This window comes from Caulobacter sp. P1_D6, from assembly GCF_056406095.1.
Map to the genome: position 1 here is coordinate 1 of NZ_JBFUAW010000009.1, position 20613 is coordinate 20613.

The following is a 20613-nucleotide window of genomic DNA, read 5'->3' on the forward strand; positions in this document are numbered from 1 at the left end:
ATACACGCGCTTTATCCCCGTTCGACGCCGACGGCGGGCGGGCTCCCCAACGACAGGAGTCCCCGGACACGCTGAAGTAACCCCCTCCAGCCCAGTCCCGCTCGATCGCCCCCCGCCGCCGCATCGGTCGCTGGCCTTGCGCCCTTTCCCTGCGGCGAGGTGGGTCAAGGATACGGGCGCCGCGAAAGGGTGAGGACCAAATCGGGTCGAGAAAATTCAGGGCGTTGAAATCGCCGGGGTTTGTTCGCTGAGCGCCGGGGATAGACGCCCGTTGACGCCCGCCAGATCCAAGCCGCTGGCTTGACCATGCCGTCGAAGACTGTGCTGACTTCGACCATGAAACGCACCCTCGGCTGGATTGGCGCGCTGACCCTGGCCGCCCTGCTCGTCGGCCCCGCGTCGGTCGCGGGCGGACAGACGCCCGACAAGGTCGAGCCGCCGCCCGGCGAAGGCGTGATGTGCGCCCTTGCGATCTATGGCGTGGTCGACCAGGTCGGGCGCCGCTGCTTCCCCGGCCAGGACGCGCCGCTGCAGGCCGAGATCGGCCGCGCCGTGGCCAAGCTCGACGGCTACGTGCTCGCCAACGGCTGGACGGCCAAGGACCTTGCCCGCTTCAAGCGTGACCAGACCTGGGTCGACGAGCCCACTGACAAGCTGTGCAAGGGCGATCCCGCCGACCTCTATCGCGGCATGGCGGCGGCGGATCTGGCCGAGCTGCGCGCCGGCGTCGACGCGCAGGTGTCGCGTCGGGGCAAGCCGACCTGGGGCGACTGCCTCTAGGGTTCGCGCCCGGGATGACAGGCGGGGGCGGACCGCCTATACCCCGCGCCATGTTTGAAGGCCTCTCCCCCCTCGCCCGCGACGCTCGCTCCTGGCCGTTCGAGCAGGCGCGCGCCCTGCTCGCCCGCATCCTGCGTCTGCGCCTGTCCGACGCCGAGCGCGACCTCGCCGCCACGCTGATCCACGCCGGCAAGGCCGACGAGGCCGTGAAGACCTTCCCGGCCCTGGCCAAACCGGTGATCCTGGAGACCGGCTACGGCCCGTCGGGCCTGCCGCACCTGGGCACCTTCGGCGAGGTGGCCCGCACGACCATGGTGCGTTCGGCCTTCCGCGCCCTGACCGACGACGCCATCCCCACGCGCCTGATCGCCTTCAGCGACGACATGGACGGCCTGCGCAAGGTTCCCGACAACATCGAGAACAAGCAGCCGCTGATCGAGGACCTGGGCAAGCCGCTGACCGTGGTCCGCGACCCGTTCGGCACCCATGACAGCTTCGGCGCCCACAACAACGCCCGCCTGCGCGCCTTCCTCGACGGCTTCGGCTTCGACTACGAGTTCGTCTCGTCGACCGAGTGCTACAAGGGCGGGCTGTTCGATGAGACCCTGCTGACGGCCCTGGCCCGCTTCGACGCCATCCAGAAGGTCATGCTGCCGACCCTGGGCGAGGAACGCCGCGCCTCGTACTCGCCGTTCCTGCCGATCAGCCCCAGCACCGGCAAGGTGCTGCAGGTGCCGACGCTGGAGCGCAACGTCGACAAGGGCACGATCGTCTTCCAGGACGAGGACGGCCAGAAGGTCGAGGTCCCGGTGACTGGCGGCCACGTGAAGATGCAGTGGAAGCCCGACTGGGCCATGCGCTGGACCGCCCTGGGCGTCGACTACGAGATGAGCGGCAAGGACCTGATCGACTCGGTCAAGGCCTCGGCCCAGATCTGCAAGGCGCTCGGCGGCGTGCCGCCGGAAGGCTTCAACTACGAGCTCTTCCTCGACGAGAACTCGCAGAAGATCTCCAAGTCCAAGGGCAACGGCCTGTCGATGGAGGACTGGCTGCGCTACGGCGCGCCGGAAAGCCTGTCGTACTACATGTTCCAGAGCCCCAAGTCGGCCAAGAAGCTGTATTTCGACGTCATCCCCAAGGCGACGGACGAGTACCTGCAGCAGCTGGACGCCTATCCCCGGCAGGAGCCGACCAAGCAGCTGGACAACCCGGTGTGGCACGTCCATTCGGGCCGCCCGCCGCAGTACGGCTCGCCGGTGTCGTTCAGCCTGATGCTGAACCTGGTCTCGGCCGCCAACGCCTCGGACAAGGCGATCCTCTGGGGCTTCCTGTCGCGCTACATCCCGGGCGCGACGCCCGAGAGCCAGCCGCTGCTGGACCGCCTGGCCGGCTACGCGATCAACTACTACGACGACTTCGTGAAGCCGACGAAGGCGTTCCGCGCGCCGGACGACAAGGAACGCGCCGCGATCCTCGACCTGCTGGGCCGCCTGAAGGCCCTGCCTTCGGACTGCCAGGACGCCGAGCTGATCCAGAACGAGGTGTTCGCGGTCGGCAAGGACCATGAGTTCGAGCCGCTGCGCGCCTGGTTCCAGGCGTTGTACGAGGTCCTGCTGGGCCAGAGCCAGGGCCCGCGCTTCGGCTCGTTCGCCGCGATCTTCGGCCTGGACCGCACGACCGCGCTGATCGAGGAAAAACTAGGCTAGGTCCCAGTCGAAATCCTGTCACCAAGTCACGGTACGGACTTCCGCGCCGCCCGCCGTCGCGGGGCCGGTTCTCGCGGCTGGCAGCCCAAGATTGAAGCACCCTGCGGTTTGGGCGCGGCCTGTCGTTGGACCGAGTTCCAACGCGCGGGAACACGCTCTATACCGAGCCATCATTTAGAGACGAGGCGCCGCCGAGATGAGTTCCCACACTGAAGTTGGCGCGGACAAGGCTTTTTCTGGCCAGCGTGTACTGATCACCGGGGCGTCGGGCTTCATCGGAACCCACCTGGCGGAGCGGCTTCACGGCATGGGCGCCGAACTGGTCTGCCTGGACCTGCGCCCGCCGCGCAAGACCATCCCCGGCGCCGAGTACATCACCCACGACGTGCGCGACATCGGCGCGCTGGACCTGGGCCGGATCGATCGGATCTTCAACCTGGCCGCCGTGCACACCACGCCCGGGCACGAGGATCACGAGTACTACGACACCAACGTCAACGGCGCCCTGGAGGTCACGCGGCTGGCCGAGCGCGCCGACGTCAAGCACGTGACGTTCACCAGCTCGATCTCGATCTACGGCCCTTCGGAAGAGCGCAAGACCGAGGACAGCAAGCCGTCGCCGGTGTCGGCCTACGGCAAATCCAAGCTGATGGCCGAGAAGATCCACGAGGCCTGGCTGAAGGCCGGGTCGGGTCGCAAGCTGACCGTCGTCCGGCCCGCCGTCGTGTTCGGCGCGGGCGAAGGCGGCAACTTCGCGCGCATGGCGGCGCTGCTGAAGCGCGGCTTCTTCGTCTTCCCCGGCCGGCGCGACACCATCAAGTCGTGCATCTATGTCGAGGACCTGATCGACCTGATCCTGGCCGCGGGCCAGACGGACCAGCCGCAGGAGACGCTGAACGCCAGCTATCCGGAATGCCCGACCCTGGAGAACATCGTCAGCACGCTGAAGAGCGGCTACTTCCCCCAGGCGCGGCTGATCGACGTGCCGCTGGGCATGGTGATGGCGGTGGCCAAGTCGCTGTCGGCCCTCAACGGGTTCGGCGTCGGGGTTCACCCCGATCGCGTGACCAAGCTGGTGCGCTCGACCCACGTCTATCCGGAATGGGCGGTCCGCCACGGCCTGCTCAAGGATCGCGCCCTGGCCGCGGGGATCGAAAATTGGGCGGAAGCGACCCGGAAATCGTTCGTTTAACAGGCGCCGATAAAACCTGAAGCTGTACAGGGGAACGTTTCCGGGCCTGACCGCTTGGTCAGGTCGATCGCATCCGTGCGCTCGCACGGTTTTCGGCTGATCGTTCAAGGAGGCCCCCGCAATGCTCCTAGCCATGGCTCTCGCCGCCGCCGCCAATCCCGCCGTGGCCGTCTGGACCGAGGACTTCTCCGGCGCGCCGATCGACCTGGGCGACCGGCCGCTGGCGTTCTCCGAGGAGTTCGACGGCGCCGTAAGCCTGACCGGCCCCAAGCTGTTCGCGCCGGTGCACGCGCCCTACGGCGCGGGGAAGTTCGACCCCCCGACCGGCCCCGCCTACCAGATCGCCGACGGGGTGCTGTCGCTCCGCGCCTACAAGACCGCCGAAGGGACCTGGCGCTCGGGAACCGTGCAGACCGTCGACAAGGCGGGCCAGGGGTTCACCTGCGCCGACTGCTATTTCGAGGCCCGCATCAAGCTGCCGTCGGTCAAGACCTCCGCGTTCTGGGGCGGGCTATGGCTGCTCTCCAACGACGATCCGGTGACGGGCCACGCCGAGATCGACGTCCTGGAATGGTATGGCGGCGACCCGAAGGGGCATCACCAAGCCGTGCACCTCTGGCAGAAGGCCCCGCTGGGACATTCGGGATCGTCCAACTACACGGGCATGGGCACGCGGCTGCTCGACGGCGAGTGGCACACCTACGGCGCCCAGAGGCGCGGCGATACGGTGACCTTCTACATGGACCGGCAGGAGGTTTCGCGCGCCGTCGTCGGGCCGGGCTTCAGCGTGAGCTACTACCCGCTGGTCTCCCTGACGATCAATCCGGGCGAACTGGCCGACGCCGTCGACGGAATGACCCTCCAGGTCGACTACATCAGGGCCTACGCCGCCGAATAGGACCTAGACGACGGCGAGCCGGCTTCGGCGCGGCCTCAGGGACTTGAGCGCGTTGGTCATCGGAAGCTCGAGCAGCCTGTAGGACAGCAACCCGGCCGCGAGCGTGGACGCCATGCCGATGGCCAGGAACGCCAGCAGGCCCACGGTGTCGAAGGCGCCGACCTTCTTCCAGACGGCCGCGAGCATGGCCAGGACGATGACGTGGGTCAGGTAGAGGCTGTACGAGGCGTTGCCCAGCGTCACCATGGCCCGGCTGACGACGGTGTTGGCGTTCGGGGCGGCCAGGAGGGTCGCTGAACCGACGATCAGGACGGCGAGAAGCCAGTTGCTCCACTTCCAGGGGCTCAGGCCGTCGCCGGCGTTGGGCAGCAGGGCCTGGATCACCAGGAACACCGCCGCCAGCAGCATGGGCCACTTGAAGGCCGGAAGGGCGCGCCGGTCGTCCAGCCAGCAATAGGCGCCGGCCAGCAGGCCGCCCGCCAGGAATTCCAGGATGATCGGACGGGTCCAGGCCATCAGGACCGCGCCCGGGGGCGACAGCAGGCCCACCAGCGCCAGGCCCACGAAGACGACGGCCAGCGCGACGAGGGCGCGCCTCATGGTCAGGAAAAGCGTGGCGGCGAAGACAATATAGAAGAACATCTCGTAGTTCAGGGACCAGCCGGGGCCGAGCAAGGGCCTGAACTTGTCGTCATGCCATTCGTAGGGAATGAACAGGAACGACAAGGCCAGCTGCTTCAGAGTGATCTGATGGCCCGGATTGTCGAGGCGACTGATAAAGAGAATGCCGGCCTCGACGATGGTCATCAGCCAATAGATCGGCGCGATGCGGACAACTCTTCGCCACAGGAACGGGCCGGCGGCGCCCGGAGCGCCGAAGCTGTTGCGGCAGGTGTAGACCATGATGAAGCCGCTGATCACGAAGAAGATGTCGACGCCAAATGTACCGTTGAAGGCGGAACATATCGTTGCGACGATTTCATGATCGGCGAAAGGTTTAGTGACGCCGTCCAAGTGACTCAGGAGCACGAGGAGCGCAGCAATACCTCGCAGATACTGTATGCGCTGCAGTCGCTCCACCGCTCTCTCCTAACGTCCACGTGTCGGAAAAATACGCACAAATGGTCAAGATTAAGTCCGGGCAGCATACAACGGCTAAGCTGGGGAATTCAGTCCAAAAACGCGTGGACACAAAAAGATCACGAGGGATGGTTGAAAATAATCCATCAGCGCCCGGAGACGGTCATGGACGAGCTTTCATCCGCGCTGGACGCTCCGCCTCAGCTCTCCCTCGCGAGCGGTCTTCTCTCAACAGGCGAAAATGGAGCAGGGGTCATCCGAGCGTCACATTAAGATCAATTATGGGTCTCGGCCGTCGAGCCGACTATTCACGCCTTGGCGTGCAATTCGATTAAATCGCGTCGCGACAAGGCTTTCATCTGGCCACCGTGAACGCGGTGTGCAATGCAGCATTTGTGCTTTCCAGCGGGGATAGAGCGTGACGCTAACCAACCTGACAGACTTGGCGGCGCCGTCCGATCCCCTCCCGATGCGCGCCCCGCCCCGCCGTCGCCCCCGCCGTCGCCCCCGCCGTTGCATGCGACGCCCCGCCGCCTTCATGCAGGGCGCCTTCATGCAGGGATCGATCGCGTAGCATGGCCGCCACGAAGAGAATCGCCAAAGGTCTGGCCTGGCTGGTCGGGGGCCGCTTCGCCAACGCCGCCATCAGCATGGTGTCCACCGCCGTGCTCGCGCGCCTGCTCGGCCCCGAGGACTTCGGGGTCATGGCGGCGGCGTTCGTCGTCCTCGCCCTGGCCAACGTGCTGTTCGACGGCGCGTTCGGCGTCAATCTGATCCGCAAGGCGGCGCTGACCGAGGAGGACGTCCGCACGACCCTGACGGTCGCCGTGCTGGTCGGCGCGTCGTTGGCCGCTCTCGTCGCCCTGGCCTCGCCGGCCGCGGAAGCCTTCTTCAAGTTCAAGCTGCTGGCGCCGACCCTCGCCATCTCCTCGCTGACCATTCCCCTGAAGGCCGTCTTCTCGGTGGCCAGCGCCCAGCTGCAGCGCAACGGACGCTTCCGGGTGCTGGCGATCGCCAGCATCCTCGCCCAGTTCGTGGGCTACATCTTCGTCGCGGTGCCGATGGCGCTGATGGGCTTCGGCGTCTGGGCCCTGATCGCCGCCCTGGTCGTGTCGGGCTTCACCGAAGCCGTCACGGTGGGCGTCATGGCGCGCCTGCCGCTGAAGCCGGCCTTCCACCGCGAGGCCCTGAAGGACATCCGCGGATCGGGCCTGTTCGGCCTGTCCTACGCGTTCAACTGGGTCGCCAACACCGGCGCGAACGCGGTCATCGGCCGGATGCTGGGCGCCGCGCCGCTGGGCCTCTATTCGCGAGGCTGGAAACTCCTCGACCTGGTGGTCGCCGCGACCGCGACCCCGCTGCAACGCGTGCTGATGCCCGCGTTCGCGAACATCCAGGCCCATCCGGAACGGCTGAGGCGCGCGTTCATCTCCGCCCTGGAAGTCAGCCTGCCGATCTACGCCCTGGCGTCCGTCCTGCTGGCGCTTCAGGCGCCCGCGATCGTGGCGATCACGCTGGGCGCGAAGTGGGGCGACACCGTGCCCGTCGCCCAGATCCTGTTCGCCACCCTGGTGCCGCGCTGCGTCTTCAAGATCTCGGAGAGCTTCGCCGTGGCGGTGGGCAAGTCCGGCGCGGCCGCCCTGCGGCAGGGCTTCTATGCCGCAATGATGGTCACGTCCTCGATCATCGGCAGCCGATATGGAATCTATGGCGTCGCAATCGGCGTTTCGCTGTCGATCACCATTTTCTACGTCACATCAATGTCCTATGCGACGAGGATATCTGGATCCAGCTTCTGGGACGTGATCGTCGTGCATCTCCGCTCACTGGTACTGGCGATCGCCGTGGGCGTCGTGGACGCCGGCGCCCTGCGCCTCCTGCATGACTTCCACCTGGTGATCCAACACTTCATCGCCGGCGCCGCCGGCGTGACGGTGGCCGGCGCTCTGGTGGCGACGAGCCCCACGTTCTGGCTTGGCCAGGAAGCCGGCGGCCGCCTACTCAGCATCAAGACCCGGTTGATGGCGCGCATCGCGACCCGCTTCACCGCCGCCCACTAACCGACAACGCCACGCGCGAACAAATTTAGCTGCGAGATTGCTCCCAATGGATCGAAACTTCCTGCCTCGTGACGCCGGTATGCGCGAGCTGCAAGCCATGCATTCCGTGATCGCCGACTTGATCCCCCAAGGCAGGCGGGTGGCGTACCTGGACTATGCCCTGACGACCAATCTCGGCGACCTGCTGATCGTCCTGGGCACCCTGAAGTTCTTCGACCGCTACAACATCAAGCGGAAGTTCTCGCGGAACGTCGGCAACTCCGAGAGCGACGATCGCCTGCCGATCGGCAAGGACGACGTCATCGTCCTGCACGGCGGCGGGAACTTCGGCGACATCTACCCGCACTTCCAATCCTACCGTGAACGCATCATCGAGAAGTTCACCGACAACCAGATCGTCGTCATGCCGCAGACGGTGCACTTCAGCAGCCCCGAGAAGCTCGCGCGCGCCTGCGAGAAGATGAACAAGCACCCCAACATCACCTTCTTCGTGCGCGACGAGGTGAGCCTGGGCCTGACCAAGCCCTACTTCGGCGAGCGCGTGAAGCTGATGCCGGACATGGCGCACCAGCTGTGGCCGTCCCTGCTGGAAGAGGTCCGCGCGCCGTCCGTCGACAAGGGGACCCTGATGCTGATGCGCACGGACGTCGAGAAGACGACCGTCCCGGGCGTGATCGGCGAGCGCACCAGCGAGTTCACCGACTGGGACGACTATCTGTCCGTCCGCTACCGCGCGGAGCGGCGGCTGGTGAACAAGATCTCGGCCGCCCGCCCGCTGAGCAACATCATCGGCGACGTGGACGAGCACTATTTCAAGGCCCTGCACCGCGAGATCGTCAAGGTCGGCAGCACCCTCAACGACAACCCGGTCTGGATCACGTCCCGGCTGCACGGCGCCATCCTCGGCTTCCTGCTCGGCAAGCCGGTGATCGCCATCGACAACAGCTACGGAAAGCTGTCGTCGTACATCGGGGCCTGGAAAAAGCAGCTCGGCGCCTCCGTGGTCATTTCGGACGCCGACGGCGCGAAGGCCGCCATGGACTTCGCCACGGCTTCAAAGGGCTTCGAACCCGCCGCCATCTGGGCGCGGTACGAAGAGCTCGCGCAGAGAGTCGGCTGATGCGACTGATCCTGGCGGCGCCGGCCTTCTATCCTGACAGCGCGGGCGGGGCGGCGCGTCAGGCTCGGATCCTGGCCGAAGCCCTGCATCGCGCCGGGGTCGACGTCACCCTGGCGACCCCGACCATTTCCAAGGCCAATCCCACGAGCGAGGAAACCTCGTTCGGACGCATCGAGCGGTTCTACACGCCGGCCTATCCGAACCTGGGCGGTCGCCATTTCATGTCGTTCCTGCGGTGGACCCTCTGGTTCCGCAACAAGTTCGGAGCCGCGCGCTACAGCGGCATCCCGATCTATGTCTTTCACGCCAGGCTGCACGCCCTGGGCCCGGCGCTGGCCGCGATGTCCGGCCGCTCGCCGTTGCTCCTGAAGCTGGGCGGCGGCGGCGAGGCGTCCGATTTCGCCGCGCTGCGGGAAAAGAAGTTCTTCTACGGCCGTTTCGTGCAGCAGCTGCTGGTCAAGCGCGTCAACCGCTTCGTCGCCAACGGCAGCCAGATCGTCCAGGACCTGCACGACCTGGGCGTGCCGACGGAACGCGTCGCCGCCTTCTCCAACGGCGTGGTGCTGCCGCCGCGAGACGAGCTGGAAGCCTCCCTCGAGAAGCGCACCGGCGACCGCTTCATCTTCACCGGCCGGATCGTGGCCGACAAACGGATCCACGTGCTGCTGGACGCCGCCTTGAAGCTGGCCCAGGGCGACAAGCCGGCGCGCATGGTGTTCCTCGGCGACGGTCCCGACCGCGAACGCCTGATCAACCTGGCCGGCGCGGCGGACCCCGACCTGATCTCGTTCCCGGGCCACGCTTCCGACGTCTATCCGGAGCTGTCGAAGTCCGACTTCTTCGTCTCGGCCTCGATGCGAGAGGGTCAGTCGAACTCGCTGCTGGAAGCCATGTCCATGGGCGTGATCCCCATCGTCTACGCCGCGAGCGGCGTCGCCGACGTGGTCGACCACGGCAAGAACGGCTTCATCGTCGAGGCCTCCGAACCCGAAGCGTTCGCCGAGGCCATGCGGACGGCCATGGCGCTGTCGCCCGAGGCGCGGCGGAAGATGGCCGAGGCCGGCCGGGCCTTCGCCGAGCAGAACATCGGCATCGACGCGATCGCCGGCAAGACGCGCCAGACCTTGCTCGAGGTCATCGAGGAGATGAAGGCGGCATGACCTCCCCAGCTTCGCCTCAAGGCGCGTCGCCCTCCGTCTCCGTCATCATGACGTGCTACAACGAGGGCCCGTATATCGGCGCGGCCGTCCGCAGCGTGCTGGACCAGACCCGCGCCGAGCTGATCGACGCCGTCGTCATCGCCGACGACGGCTCCGCGCCCGACACCGTCGCGGTGCTGAAGACGATCGAAGGCTGGGACCCTCGGATCAAGGTGATCTACGGCCCCGGCGGCGCGGGCCTGCCCGCCCAGCGCAACCTGGCCCTGAAATCGGTGACGGCGCCGTTCTTCGCGATCCTGGACGGCGACGACCTCTGGACCCCGGACAAGCTGGAGCACCAGTTCCAGACGATCCTCGACGACGACGGCGTCGGCCTGGTCTACGGCGGCTACTTCACCTTCCCGGAAATGGACCTGACCAAGGCCCAGCGCGCCAGCGTGCTGGACCTGAGCCACGCGCGCGACCTGACCCGCGCCTATTTCCTCAGCGACCCGCCGATCATCCCGTCGACCACCCTGATCCGCCGCAGCGCCTTCGATGCGTGCGGCGGCTTCGATGCGGCGGTCAGGATCTTCGAGGACACCGACTTCTACATCCGCCTGTCGCGGCACTGCCGCTTCGCGCTGGTCGAGGCCCCGGTGCTGTACAAGCGCAATCGCGGCGCCAGCATCACCGGCGGGCGCAAGGACCTGATGGCCCACCACGCCCTGGTGGCCCTGAAGGCCGCCGCCGACGAGCCGCGCCTGATGCCGCTGGTCACCCGCCGCCTGGCCGAGCGGGCCCGCAAGCTGGGCAACCACCGCTTCCTGTTCGGCGACAGCCAGGGCGCCGCGCGGCTGCTGCGCTTCGCCGTCCAGCTGGATCCGTTCAACCTGCGGGCCTGGGCGTCGCTGATCGTCGCCAGCGCCTTCGCGCCGCTGGTCTATCGACTGCTGGCGTCGAAGCTCAAGGGCCGCCGCGAAGCGATGGGGGTCGTCACCCAATGACCGTCTCCACGCCCGAGGGTGTGATCGTCCTCACCTGCGAGTATCCGCCCTTTCCCGGTGGCATCGGCACCTATGCCGGGCGGCTGGTCGACGCCGTGCGCGAGGGGGGCTCAAAGGCCAAGGTCGTCGCCCCGTCCTATCCGGACCTGCCCGAGCCGGCCGCCGACCCGGACGCGCTCCGCGTCCTGGGCCACCACCGCATTTCGCCGGGCGCGGCCCTGAAGACGCTGGGGCTCCTGCGCCGCACGCCGAAGAGCTGGCCGTTCCTGGCGGCCGACATCCGCACGGTCCTGCTGGCCTACGCGCTTTCGCCGCTGCATCGCCGTCCCTATCGCGCGATGATCCACGGCAGCGAGGTCAGCAAGTTCAAGGCCGGCTCGCCGCTGTTCGGCCTGGTCAAGCGCGCCTACGGCGCCGCCGAGATGATCACCTCCAACTCCCAGGCCACGCTGGATCTGTTCTCGGCCAATTTCGGCGCGCCGCGCCGGGGCGTGGTGACCTATCTGGGCGTCGAGTCCGCGTGGTTCGAACCGGCGACGGGCGGCTTCGAGCACCCCGCCCTAGCCGCGCTGCCGTCGGACGCCTCGGTGATCTGCGCCGTCGGCCGCATCGAGGCCCGCAAGGGCCAGCTGGAGACAGTGCAGGCCATCGCGCACGCCCGTGACGCCCACGGCCTGGAAAACCCGGTCTTCGTGATCGCCGGCCGGCCCGAGGACGACGCCTATGCCGCGGCGGTGCTCGAGGAAGCCAAGCGCCTGAACCTGACGGTGATCGCGACCGGCCGGCTGTCGGACGACGACCTGAAGCGCCTCTATCAGCGCGCGGCGTGCCACACGCTCTGCGCGCGCGACCTGCCCGGCAAGATCGAGGGCTTCGGCCTGGTCCTGCTCGAAGCCGCGGCCCAGAACTGTCCCACGGTGGCCACCGCCCTGGGCGGCATTCCCGAGGTGATGGCCGACACCGGCGTCCTGGTGGCGCACGACGACCTGGACGCCATGTCCCGGGCGATCACCGCCTATGCCCGCGACCCCGCGCTCAGCGCGCGGGACGGCCAGGCGGCGCGGCTGCGGGCCGAGACCTTCAACTGGGCCAGCTGCGCGCGCGGCACGTTCCCCGAACTGGCCTGGCCCTGAACTCGCCTGACGGTGAGGCGGCGAACGCGCCGCCCCGTCGTCTAGGACGTGGATCCGGCGGCGGCCGGCTCGGCGGCGGGCCGCGAGGCCTTGGCGCGGCCCCGGATGGGATTGGCGCGGGCGTAGTCGTAGGCGCCCTGGATCGCCCGGTGCATGCTGGCCGGCGACCAGGCGTCGACGTCGATCGCCGCCGCGCCGGCCGCCAGGCGTCCGCGCGCCTCGTCGTCGGCCAGCAGGCGGGCCACGGCCGAGGCGGCCGCCGAGATGTCGGCGCTGGGCGTCACGACGGCGCTGACGCCGTCGGTGATCACGTCCTCCAGGCCCGGCAAGGCGCTGACCACGCTGGGCTTGCCGGCCGCCGCGTACTGCACCAGCACGCGCGGCAGGCCCTCGCGCAACGAGGCCAGGACGCAGACGTCGGCCAGGGCGATGATCGCTTCCGGATCGGTCCGATAGCCGGTGAACCGCACCTTGTCGGCCAGGCCCAGGGCGGCGACGGCGGCCTTGGCGGCCGGCATCTCGGCGCCCTCCCCGGCGAACACCACCCGCCAGTCCGGCAGGCCGGCGAACGCCTCGGGCAGGGCGTCGACGAACTCGACGTGCCGCTTGCGCGGTTCGAAGGCCGCCAGCATGACGACGGTGGGCGGCTTGTCCGCCCCGTCCGCCACGCCCAGCACCTCGCGCCAGTCGGCCGGCGGCTTGGGAGCCTTGAAACGCTCGACGTCCATGGCGCTGTAGGCCACGAAATGCCGGTTGGCCGCGCCGATGCCGTACTCCATCGAGGTGTCGCGGACCGACGGGCTGACATTGACGAAGGCGTCGGTGAACGTCGCGCACAGGCGCTCGGCGCCGACATAGATCGCCGTCTGCGCCAGGCCGACATTGACGAACGGCAGGATGTGGACGCCGTGGACGATCGTGGGCACCCCGGCCATGCGGGCGGCGATCCGGCCCAGGATGCCGGCCTTGCTCTGGTGGGTATGGACGACGTCGGGCTTGATCTCGCGGAACAGGGCCGCCATCCGCCGCACGGCGCGGATGTCGCTCATCGGCGAGATGGGGTGGACCAGTTCGGTCGCCTCGATGACCGTGGCGACCTCGGCCGCGCGCCGGGCCACCGCGGGATCGGATTCATCGCCGTGAACCAGCCAGACCTGATGGCCCGCGTCGCGCTGCGAGCGGCAGGAGTGAAGGGTGTTTTCCTCGGATCCCGCACGCAGGAGGCGGGTCAGGACGTGCACGATCTTCAGGCTGTCCGCGTTCAAACTCTCGGCGCTCATGGAAACGATCGGGGCTCCAACGATGAAGTGGTTTATTGTTGGTGCTTACAGCAACAACGTCGCGACACCATGGGCATTTGACCCATTCGCACCACAGATCGCGATTTTTTGCGGCGGGAATAAGAACTGTGCGTTTTCGGCCTTTTTGTAGGGCTGATTAGCAATTGAGAATTCTTTGTGACGTCTCCGTCACGTGATCGCGCGCGACAGATGGTTTGCTCAATCTAGTAGGATTGTGTTAGGCGCCGAGGGCGAAGAGGGTGAGTATGGTCTCGATCTTGTCTGGCTTGAACGACCTGCCATCCCGTCTGCGTCGCGTCACGAACGCCGGAACCTACGTTCCCCAGATCGACGGCCTCCGGTTCCTGGCGATCATCCCGGTCCTGTTCTGGCACTCGGGCCTTCGCGGCTTCCGGAACTACGACCAGGCGGGGACGCCGAGCGGGACCGAGACCCTCTTCATGCAGTGGCTGCCGCACGGCCACGTCGGCGTGGACCTGTTCTTCTTCATCAGCGGCTACATCATCGCCTTCCCGTTCCTGTCGGGACACCCGCCGCGGATCGGCAAGTTCTTCGGCCGCCGCCTGCTGCGGATCGAGCCGCCCTATTTCCTGGTGCTGATCGGCTGCTTCCTGCTGCTGTTCCTGTCCGGATACGCGCCCAGCCACGCGCCCTCCTTCCACCGGACCGACGCGCCGCTGTGGCAGAGCCTGGCGGCCAGCCTGGTCTATGCGCACGGCATGATCTTCAACGCCCCGCCGCGCCTCAACCCGCCCGCCTGGTCGCTGGAGGTGGAGGTGCAGTTCTACCTGATCAGCCCGATCATCCTGGGCCTGCTGCTGAAGCTGAAGCATCAAGTCCGGCGGGTCGCGATCCTGCTGGCCACCATCGTCGCCTGGCTGGCCTCGTCGGCGATCCTGGGGGCCGACCAGGAGTCCGTGCACCGCTGGACGCTGCTGGGACATGCCTGGCCGTTCCTGCTGGGCATGCTGATCTGCGATTTCGCGACCGAGGCCTCGCCGTTCGCCAAGCCGACCAAGTCGGTCTTCGACGTCGCCCTCCTCCTCGGCCTGGTCTGCATGGCCGCCAGCGGCCACTACGAGGAGCGCGTGCACGGCTTCCTCGAGCACGCCCTCCGGGACGGCGCGCGGGCGCTGTGCATCCTGGCGATCTACTACGGCGCGGCGCGCGGGACGATCGGACGACGCGTGACCGGCGCGCCCTGGCTCGCCTTGATCGGCGGCGCCTGCTATTCGATCTACCTGACGCACGTGCCGCTGATGCAGATGATGTCGGAGGTCGTCTTCAAGCTGGTTCAGCCGACCTCGTTGCTGCAGGCCTGGGCGATCGCCTTCGGCGTGCTGATCCCCGCGGCGATCGCGGCCGGCCTTGTCTTCTACGCGCTCATCGAGCGTCCGTGCACCTTCCCGGACTGGCCGCAAAGGCTCGCCCGGATGTTGCGCCGGCCGCGGAACGACGCGCCAAGCCTCGCCTCGGAGCTGGACGGGCCGTCGGCCGCCCATCTCGCGCCACAGAGAAAATCAGAGACGTGACCACGCTTTCCTACGGAACCGCCCCGCGCACGGCCCCGAACACAGCCTCGGCCTCGACCGCGACGTCGCGACGCGAAGCCCGGATGGACTTCCTGTTCGCCGTGACGCCGATCATGCTGTTCATCGGCGGGTTCGCCGGCGAAGGCCGCAAGGCCCTGCCCTATTTCGTCGTGGCGCTGCTGGTCGCGGTCACCCAATGGCGGCTGATCCTCTCGCCCCGGGGCATGCAGATCGCGGGCTCGCCGGCGCTGCTGCTGTTCATGTGCGCCCACCTCGGACTGGCGTTCTACACCAGCGTCGGCCAGGGCATCTATCGCGTCGCCCAGATGGCGTCCGCCTACGTCTTCATCGTGCCGTTCGTCGTCTGCTACTCGCAGCGGTCGATGAAGCGGTTCTTCAAGTACTCGTCGATCCTGCTGGCCGTGCTGATGATCGGCACCATCGGCTGGCACGTCACCCACCGGCACCTGGTGACCTGGAAGTATCTCTGGGACACCAAGACGGCCTACAGCCTCCTGCCGTTCCTGGCCCTGGCGTTCGTGACGTCCAAGACCCACGCCGCGCGGCTGTACGGCCCGGCGCTGATGGGCGTCGTCGCGGTGATCATCCTGCTGTCGGGGGAGCGCAAGGCCTACATCCTGCTGGGCGTCGCCCTGCTGTTGATGGCCAACCTGCGCAACCCCCTGACCTATCTGGCGCCGATGGCGATCCTGATCATCGGCCCGCTCGCCGCCGCGATCGACACGTCCGGCTACGTGACGCGGCAGATCGGCACGCTCACCGGCTTCGCGCACGGCGACGTCGTCCAGACCCTCAGCAATCAGCAGCGCGAGTGGCAGCTCAACTACATCATGGAGCTGTCCCGCCAGCACCCGGTCATCGGCCTGGGCACGGGGTCCTACGTCACGACCATGGTCGGGACCTACGCCAGTTCGGAGTCGCCGATCATCCGTCCGGGGATCGGCGTCCACGGCGAATTCCTGCGCGTCCTCGTCGAGAACGGCGCGCTGGGCATGGTCGCGTGGATCATCCTGGTGGTCAGCAGCGCCGCGGCGGCGATGCTGTACGCACGCGAGCGTCCGCGAGGCCTTCAGGAGCGGAAGCTGGCGACGTTCCTGTTCATCAGCGTCGGGATGTACATGATGTTCGAGGCCTTCGACACGACGATGGCCGTGGTCTACTGCCTGCTGCCGCACATCTGGCGCCTGCGGCTGGTGACGCCCCAGGCGACGCCCGTAATGGCGTCCCCGATGACGCCTGGGGCGAGACCCGCCGCCTAGAGCCGAAAGCCCTAGCGGCCGTAGAATTCCGCGTACCACTTGGCGAACCGGTCCAGGCCCTGGGCGAGCTTCACCTTGGGCTTGTAGCCCGTCAGCGCGTGGAGCTTGTCGATGTCGGCGAAGGTCGCCGTCACGTCGCCGGGCTGCATGGGGCGCATGACCTTGACGGCTTCCTGGCCGATGGCGGTCTCGAGCGTCGTGATCATCTCCATCAGGCCGACGGGATCGTTGTCGCCGATGTTGTAGATCTCGTGGCCGCCCTGGGCCGGGGGATTGTCCAGCACGCCGACGATCCCATCGACGATGTCGTCGATATAGGTGAAGTCGCGGGCCATCCTGCCTTCGCCGTAGACCTCGATGGACTGGCCGCCGAGGATCTTCTGGGTGAAGCCGTAATAGGCCATGTCCGGCCGGCCCCAGGGGCCGTAGACGGTGAAGAACCGCAGGCCCGACATGGGGAAGCCGTAGAGCTTGGCGTAGCTGATGCTCATCAGCTCGTTGGCGCGCTTGGTGGCCGCGTAGAGCGACACCGGCGCATCGACGGGATCGGTTTCCTTGAAGCCCGCGCCCTCCAGGGGACGGTCGCCGTACACGCTGCTCGACGACGCGTAGACCAGGTGGGTCACGCCGTTGTGGCGCGCGGCTTCCAGCACCGACAGATGGCCGGCGAGGTTGGAGCGCTGGTAGGCGAAGGGGTTCTCGATCGAGTAGCGCACGCCGGCCTGGGCGGCCAGGTGGACGATCCGCTTGGCGCCGCTGTCGCGGACCAGGGCCATCATCGCCGCGTCGTCGGCGATATCCATCCGGACCATGGTGAAGCCCGGCCGGCCGTCCAGGCGGGCGGCGCGGGCGGCCTTCAGGGCCGGGTCGTAATAGTCGTTGAACACGTCGACGCCGATCACCGTCTCGCCGCGGTCGAGCAGGCGCTCGGCCACGTGCATGCCGATGAAACCGGCGGCGCCGGTGACGATGACCGGCCCGTCGCTCATGCGCCGCGCCCGATCGAGGCGTAGGTGAAGCCGGCGCGGACCATTTCGGCGGGCTTGTAGACGTTGCGCAGGTCGACCACGACCGGAGCCTTGAGCAGGGTCTTGAGGCGCGTCAGGTCCAGAGCGCGGAACTGGTCCCACTCGGTGATGATCAGCAGCACGTCGGCGTCCTGGGCCGCTTCGTAGGGGCCGGCGACGAAGGTCACGCCCGGCATCATGTGGGCGGCTTCCTTGGCGCCCTCCGGATCGAAGGCCTGGACCTTGGCGCCCTTGGCCAGCAGGGCCGGCAGGATGTCGAGGCTGGGGGCGTCGCGCATGTCGTCGGTGTTGGGCTTGAAGGTCACGCCCAGCACGCCGACGGTCTTGCCTGACAGGTCGTCCGTACCCAGCACGGCGGCGACCTTCTCGGCCATGGCCTTCTTGCGCGAATCGTTCACCGCGACGGTGGTCTCGATCAGCTTGACGGGCGCGCCGTACTGCTGGGCGGTGCGCACCAGGGCGATCGTGTCCTTGGGGAAGCACGAGCCGCCATAGCCGGGGCCGGCGTTCAGGAACTTGCCGCCGATGCGCTTGTCCAGGCCGATGCCACGGGCCACCTGCTGCACGTCGGCCCCGACCTTTTCGCACAGGTCGGCCATCTCGTTGATGAAGGTGATCTTCATGGCGAGGAAGGCGTTGGCGGCGTACTTGATCAGTTCGCTGGTGCGACGGCCGGTGAAGACGATCGGCGTCTCGTTCAGCGACAGCGGGCGATAGAGCTCGCGCATCACCGCCTGGGCGCGTTCGTCCTCGGTGCCGACCACCACGCGGTCGGGACGCTTGAAGTCCTCGATCGCCGCGCCTTCGCGCAGGAATTCGGGATTGGAGACCACGGCGAACTGGGCGTCGGGACGGGCCTTCTTGATGATCGCCTCGACCTCGTCGCCGGTGCCGACCGGCACGGTCGACTTGGTCACGATCACGGTGAAGTCCTCGATCAGGCCGGCGATCTCTTCAGCCGCCGCATAGACGTAGCTGAGATCGGCGTGGCCGTCGCCGCGCCGGGTCGGGGTGCCCACGGCGATGAACACCGCGTCGGCTTCCTTGATCGCCTTGGCGCCTTCCAGGGTGAAGAACAGGCGGCCTTCGCGCACGTTGCGCGCCACCAGATCGTCCAGGCCCGGTTCGAAGATCGGGATCTCGCCCTTCTCCAGGCGCTCGATCTTGCTCGGATCCTTGTCGATGCAGGTCACCACGTGACCGAAGTCCGCAAAGCAAGCGCCAGAAACCAGGCCAACATAGCCCGTGCCGATCATCGCTACGCGCATACTATCCCCATCTTATTAAGGACCCCGCCCAATGCGGCGAGACAAAGTTAGCTGTCGGCTATCATTGTCCAACAGTCAGGCGCAATCGTGTTCGCGTGATATTTGACGCATTCGCCCATTTCGATGTGAGAAATGCAGTCACTCGACATGTCCGGCTTCCCGCGCGCAGCGCAAATATACAGCATCGGCCGGCAAGCGGGGCCACGCATGAAATGTCAGTTCTTGTTGCTCCGCCCGCAGAGGTTTCGAAACCGCCGGCGGAGCACCTGAGGCTTCACGCCTGCCTCCGCGCCCCAGAACCGTGAACCCGTGGCGGCGAGCAGCTCGTGAAGCAGGCCCGCCAGACCAGAGGACGACGGGCGCCGCCTGCGACACCATGACCTGAAAGATGAACGGCAGCTAAATTGCCGGTTAAGGGTATGTCCGCAATTTGGAGTCTAGTCTGGTTTCATCAGAACCAAGGTTAGTCTCATGGCTTGCTTCACTCTCCGCCCTTCGGACCGCTCGGAATTCGACTCGTTGCTCGGCGAACTGGCCGCCCAGTTCCCCGGCGCGCACGTCGAGGCCGCGCACAACGACAACTGGGCGTCCTACCGTGTCGACATCTCGTGCGACGCCCCGTGGGAAGGCGACCTGACCGCCTGGCTGCAGAGCAAGCACGCCGACTGCCCGCGCACCTGATCCCCTTCTTGATTTAGGGATTATTGGCTCGCCCACAGGATACGGGCGATCCACACCACCTCGGCCAGATCCAGCGTCCGGTCCTGGCCGTCGCCCTTGAGGCAAGCCAGTTCGACGCTGCGGGCCGTGACCCGCGCCAGCTCCTTGACCAGCAGTTCGCCGCCCGTGGTCCGCACCACCACCCGGTCGCCCCGGCGCGGCTCGACCGACGGCGAGACCAGAAGGCGGTCGCCGTCGCGGAAGATCGGCGCCAGGTCGTCGCCGGTGATCTCCAGGGCGTAGACGCCCTCCTCGCCCAATCCCGGAAAATCGATCTCGTCCCAGCTCGACCCGACCGGCGCGCCGGTTTCGTCAAACGCGCCCTCGGCCCCGGCCTGGGCGAAGCCGATCAGCGGCACGGCGCGCGGATTGGGCCTGGGCGCCCGTTCGGTCAGGGCCGCGAATTCCGAGAAGCCGACCCCCGTCGCCTCCAGCACCTTGGCCAGGCTTTCGGTCGACGGCCAGCGCGGACGGGAATCGCCCTCGCCGCGCTTTGAACGGTTGAAGGCGGTGGGATCCAGGCCCGCCATCTTCGCCATCGCCGAGGGGCTCATGTCGAACCGCCTGGCCAGGGCGTCGATCGCGGTCCAGATTTCGGTGTGCGACAGAGGCGTCATGGCTGCATCCTGGCCGTGAGCCTGGAAAATATGCCTCTACCCTAGGAAAGTAAACCTATCCGCCCGCAGTCAAGTTGACGCTTACGTAAGCGTTGACGTCAGAATGTCGCGGGCATAGGGTAATCGGCGATAACCAACCGGCCCGTCCGCAGAAGTCGGGCCTGCCCAGGGAGGGTTCGAATGTTGGCCGACCTGCGACGTCCAGAGCGCACCTTTACAATCCGTCAGCTGTGCAACGAGTTCAAAGCCACGCCGCGCGCGCTGCGCTTCTACGAGGACAAGGGCCTGCTGACCCCGGCCCGCGAGGGCCTCAACCGCGTCTATTCCCACAAGGACCGCGTCCGCCTGCAGCTGATCCTGCGCGGCAAGCGCGTGGGCCTGTCGCTGTCGGAAATCCGCGAACTGCTCGACCTCTATGACGAGAACGACGACGGCGCGGCCCAGATGGCCCGATCGCTGAAGAAGTTCCGCGAGCGCGCCACCGCGCTGGAGCAACAGCGCGAGGACATCGACGGCGCCCTGATCGAACTGCGCGAAGCCTGTTCCCGCCTCGAGCGGCGCCTGGCCGAGATCCGCCCCGACCTGCTGCCCCGCGCCGCCGACTACGACCAGGTGCTGCGCGCCAGGCTCGACGGTCACGGCGACGCAGCATTGGGCAAGTAGACCCGATTCCGCGTTCTTCCTCCAAGACCGAGGACGCACGCGGAACCCTCTTCCTTTTCCACGATCCTCCCCGATCCGACTGACCAGGA

18 protein-coding genes are annotated in these 20613 nt (G+C 67.2%); 13 read left to right on the plus strand and 5 right to left on the minus strand.

The genetic code is table 11. The annotated features are described in order from the left end of the window. Window positions 1-336 precede the first annotated feature (336 nt). The 4 genes from AC1DYP_RS06320 (at window position 337) to AC1DYP_RS06335 (ending at window position 4576) form a co-directional block, all read left to right on the plus strand. Entirely contained in the window at window positions 337-780 is a 444-nt protein-coding gene (locus AC1DYP_RS06320; RefSeq protein WP_477045623.1) for a hypothetical protein, read from the plus strand. A gap of 50 nt (window positions 781-830) precedes the next feature. Continuing rightward, window positions 831-2486 (plus strand): lysine--tRNA ligase, encoded by a 1656-nt coding sequence (locus AC1DYP_RS06325; protein WP_477045624.1) that lies wholly within the window; start codon window positions 831-833, stop codon window positions 2484-2486. A gap of 196 nt (window positions 2487-2682) precedes the next feature. Next, window positions 2683-3678: an NAD-dependent epimerase/dehydratase family protein gene (locus tag AC1DYP_RS06330; RefSeq protein ID WP_477045625.1), complete on the plus strand. Its 996-nt coding sequence runs from the start codon at window positions 2683-2685 to the stop codon at window positions 3676-3678. A gap of 121 nt (window positions 3679-3799) precedes the next feature. Further along, entirely contained in the window at window positions 3800-4576 is a 777-nt protein-coding gene (locus AC1DYP_RS06335) for a glycoside hydrolase family 16 protein (protein WP_477045626.1), read from the plus strand. Between the two features lie 3 nt (window positions 4577-4579). Here AC1DYP_RS06335 and AC1DYP_RS06340 read toward each other — a convergent pair whose 3' ends face one another. Beyond that, window positions 4580-5656, minus strand: a complete 1077-nt coding sequence (locus tag AC1DYP_RS06340; RefSeq protein ID WP_477045627.1) for an acyltransferase family protein — start codon at window positions 5654-5656, stop codon at window positions 4580-4582. 575 nt (window positions 5657-6231) lie between these two features. Here AC1DYP_RS06340 and AC1DYP_RS06345 point away from each other — a divergent pair. The 5 genes from AC1DYP_RS06345 to AC1DYP_RS06365 all read left to right on the plus strand — a co-directional run bounded on the left by AC1DYP_RS06345 (window position 6232) and on the right by AC1DYP_RS06365 (window position 12115). Then, window positions 6232-7716: a lipopolysaccharide biosynthesis protein gene (locus tag AC1DYP_RS06345; RefSeq protein WP_477045628.1), complete on the plus strand. Its 1485-nt coding sequence runs from the start codon at window positions 6232-6234 to the stop codon at window positions 7714-7716. A gap of 79 nt (window positions 7717-7795) precedes the next feature. Continuing rightward, window positions 7796-8836 carry a polysaccharide pyruvyl transferase family protein gene (locus AC1DYP_RS06350; RefSeq protein ID WP_477045629.1) on the plus strand — a complete coding sequence of 347 codons (1041 nt, stop codon included), beginning with the start codon at window positions 7796-7798 and terminating at the stop codon, window positions 8834-8836. Then, a complete protein-coding gene (locus AC1DYP_RS06355) occupies window positions 8836-9996 on the plus strand; it encodes a glycosyltransferase family 4 protein (RefSeq protein ID WP_477045630.1) in 1161 nt (386 codons plus the stop codon). The genes AC1DYP_RS06350 and AC1DYP_RS06355 overlap by 1 nt, the downstream gene beginning before the upstream one ends. After that, window positions 9993-10982, plus strand: a complete 990-nt coding sequence (locus tag AC1DYP_RS06360; protein WP_477045631.1) for a glycosyltransferase family 2 protein — start codon at window positions 9993-9995, stop codon at window positions 10980-10982. The genes AC1DYP_RS06355 and AC1DYP_RS06360 overlap by 4 nt, the downstream gene beginning before the upstream one ends. Then, a complete protein-coding gene (locus AC1DYP_RS06365) occupies window positions 10979-12115 on the plus strand; it encodes a glycosyltransferase family 4 protein (protein ID WP_477045632.1) in 1137 nt (378 codons plus the stop codon). The genes AC1DYP_RS06360 and AC1DYP_RS06365 overlap by 4 nt, the downstream gene beginning before the upstream one ends. A gap of 41 nt (window positions 12116-12156) precedes the next feature. Here AC1DYP_RS06365 and AC1DYP_RS06370 read toward each other — a convergent pair whose 3' ends face one another. Continuing rightward, entirely contained in the window at window positions 12157-13395 is a 1239-nt protein-coding gene (locus AC1DYP_RS06370) for a glycosyltransferase (RefSeq protein ID WP_477045633.1), read from the minus strand. A 266-nt stretch (window positions 13396-13661) separates the two neighbouring features. Here AC1DYP_RS06370 and AC1DYP_RS06375 point away from each other — a divergent pair, with 266 nt between their 5' ends. Further along, entirely contained in the window at window positions 13662-14948 is a 1287-nt protein-coding gene (locus AC1DYP_RS06375) for an acyltransferase family protein (RefSeq protein ID WP_477045634.1), read from the plus strand. Beyond that, complete coding sequence (locus AC1DYP_RS06380; RefSeq protein WP_477045635.1) at window positions 14945-16228, plus strand: hypothetical protein; 1284 nt, start codon at window positions 14945-14947, stop codon at window positions 16226-16228. Before AC1DYP_RS06375 ends, AC1DYP_RS06380 begins: the two co-directional genes overlap by 4 nt. Before the next feature lie 11 nt (window positions 16229-16239). Here the strand turns inward: AC1DYP_RS06380 and AC1DYP_RS06385 are convergent, their stop codons facing one another. Both AC1DYP_RS06385 and AC1DYP_RS06390 read right to left on the minus strand, forming a co-directional pair. Then, the gene (locus AC1DYP_RS06385; protein ID WP_477045636.1) at window positions 16240-17217 is read right to left on the minus strand and encodes an NAD-dependent epimerase/dehydratase family protein; all 978 of its coding nucleotides are present in this window, start codon (window positions 17215-17217) and stop codon (window positions 16240-16242) included. Next, window positions 17214-18524: a UDP-glucose dehydrogenase family protein gene (locus tag AC1DYP_RS06390; RefSeq protein ID WP_477045637.1), complete on the minus strand. Its 1311-nt coding sequence runs from the start codon at window positions 18522-18524 to the stop codon at window positions 17214-17216. The genes AC1DYP_RS06385 and AC1DYP_RS06390 overlap by 4 nt, the downstream gene beginning before the upstream one ends. Before the next feature lie 471 nt (window positions 18525-18995). Here AC1DYP_RS06390 and AC1DYP_RS06395 point away from each other — a divergent pair, with 471 nt between their 5' ends. Continuing rightward, window positions 18996-19205, plus strand: a complete 210-nt coding sequence (locus AC1DYP_RS06395; protein ID WP_477045638.1) for a hypothetical protein — start codon at window positions 18996-18998, stop codon at window positions 19203-19205. Between the two features lie 20 nt (window positions 19206-19225). Here the strand turns inward: AC1DYP_RS06395 and AC1DYP_RS06400 are convergent, their stop codons facing one another. After that, window positions 19226-19861: a S24 family peptidase gene (locus AC1DYP_RS06400; RefSeq protein ID WP_477045639.1), complete on the minus strand. Its 636-nt coding sequence runs from the start codon at window positions 19859-19861 to the stop codon at window positions 19226-19228. 183 nt (window positions 19862-20044) lie between these two features. Between AC1DYP_RS06400 and AC1DYP_RS06405 the strand changes: the two genes are divergently transcribed. Beyond that, window positions 20045-20524, plus strand: a complete 480-nt coding sequence (locus tag AC1DYP_RS06405) for a MerR family transcriptional regulator (protein WP_477035109.1) — start codon at window positions 20045-20047, stop codon at window positions 20522-20524. Window positions 20525-20613 lie beyond the last annotated feature (89 nt).

Excerpts from the sequence above, each read along its gene's own strand:
- AC1DYP_RS06395 (WP_477045638.1), top strand. The coding sequence starts at position 18,996 with ATGGCTTGCTTCACTCTCCGCCCTTCGGACCGCTCGGAATTCGACTCG.
- AC1DYP_RS06360 (WP_477045631.1), top strand. The coding sequence starts at position 9,993 with ATGACCTCCCCAGCTTCGCCTCAAGGCGCGTCGCCCTCCGTCTCCGTC.
- AC1DYP_RS06335 (WP_477045626.1), top strand. The coding sequence starts at position 3,800 with ATGCTCCTAGCCATGGCTCTCGCCGCCGCCGCCAATCCCGCCGTGGCC.
- AC1DYP_RS06320 (WP_477045623.1), top strand. The coding sequence starts at position 337 with ATGAAACGCACCCTCGGCTGGATTGGCGCGCTGACCCTGGCCGCCCTG.
- AC1DYP_RS06330 (WP_477045625.1), top strand. The coding sequence starts at position 2,683 with ATGAGTTCCCACACTGAAGTTGGCGCGGACAAGGCTTTTTCTGGCCAG.
- AC1DYP_RS06400 (WP_477045639.1), bottom strand. The coding sequence starts at position 19,861 with ATGACGCCTCTGTCGCACACCGAAATCTGGACCGCGATCGACGCCCTG.
- AC1DYP_RS06350 (WP_477045629.1), top strand. The coding sequence starts at position 7,796 with ATGCGCGAGCTGCAAGCCATGCATTCCGTGATCGCCGACTTGATCCCC.
- AC1DYP_RS06375 (WP_477045634.1), top strand. The coding sequence starts at position 13,662 with ATGGTCTCGATCTTGTCTGGCTTGAACGACCTGCCATCCCGTCTGCGT.
- AC1DYP_RS06385 (WP_477045636.1), bottom strand. The coding sequence starts at position 17,217 with ATGAGCGACGGGCCGGTCATCGTCACCGGCGCCGCCGGTTTCATCGGC.
- AC1DYP_RS06355 (WP_477045630.1), top strand. The coding sequence starts at position 8,836 with ATGCGACTGATCCTGGCGGCGCCGGCCTTCTATCCTGACAGCGCGGGC.
- AC1DYP_RS06390 (WP_477045637.1), bottom strand. The coding sequence starts at position 18,524 with ATGCGCGTAGCGATGATCGGCACGGGCTATGTTGGCCTGGTTTCTGGC.
- AC1DYP_RS06365 (WP_477045632.1), top strand. The coding sequence starts at position 10,979 with ATGACCGTCTCCACGCCCGAGGGTGTGATCGTCCTCACCTGCGAGTAT.
- AC1DYP_RS06325 (WP_477045624.1), top strand. The coding sequence starts at position 831 with ATGTTTGAAGGCCTCTCCCCCCTCGCCCGCGACGCTCGCTCCTGGCCG.
- AC1DYP_RS06370 (WP_477045633.1), bottom strand. The coding sequence starts at position 13,395 with ATGAGCGCCGAGAGTTTGAACGCGGACAGCCTGAAGATCGTGCACGTC.
- AC1DYP_RS06345 (WP_477045628.1), top strand. The coding sequence starts at position 6,232 with ATGGCCGCCACGAAGAGAATCGCCAAAGGTCTGGCCTGGCTGGTCGGG.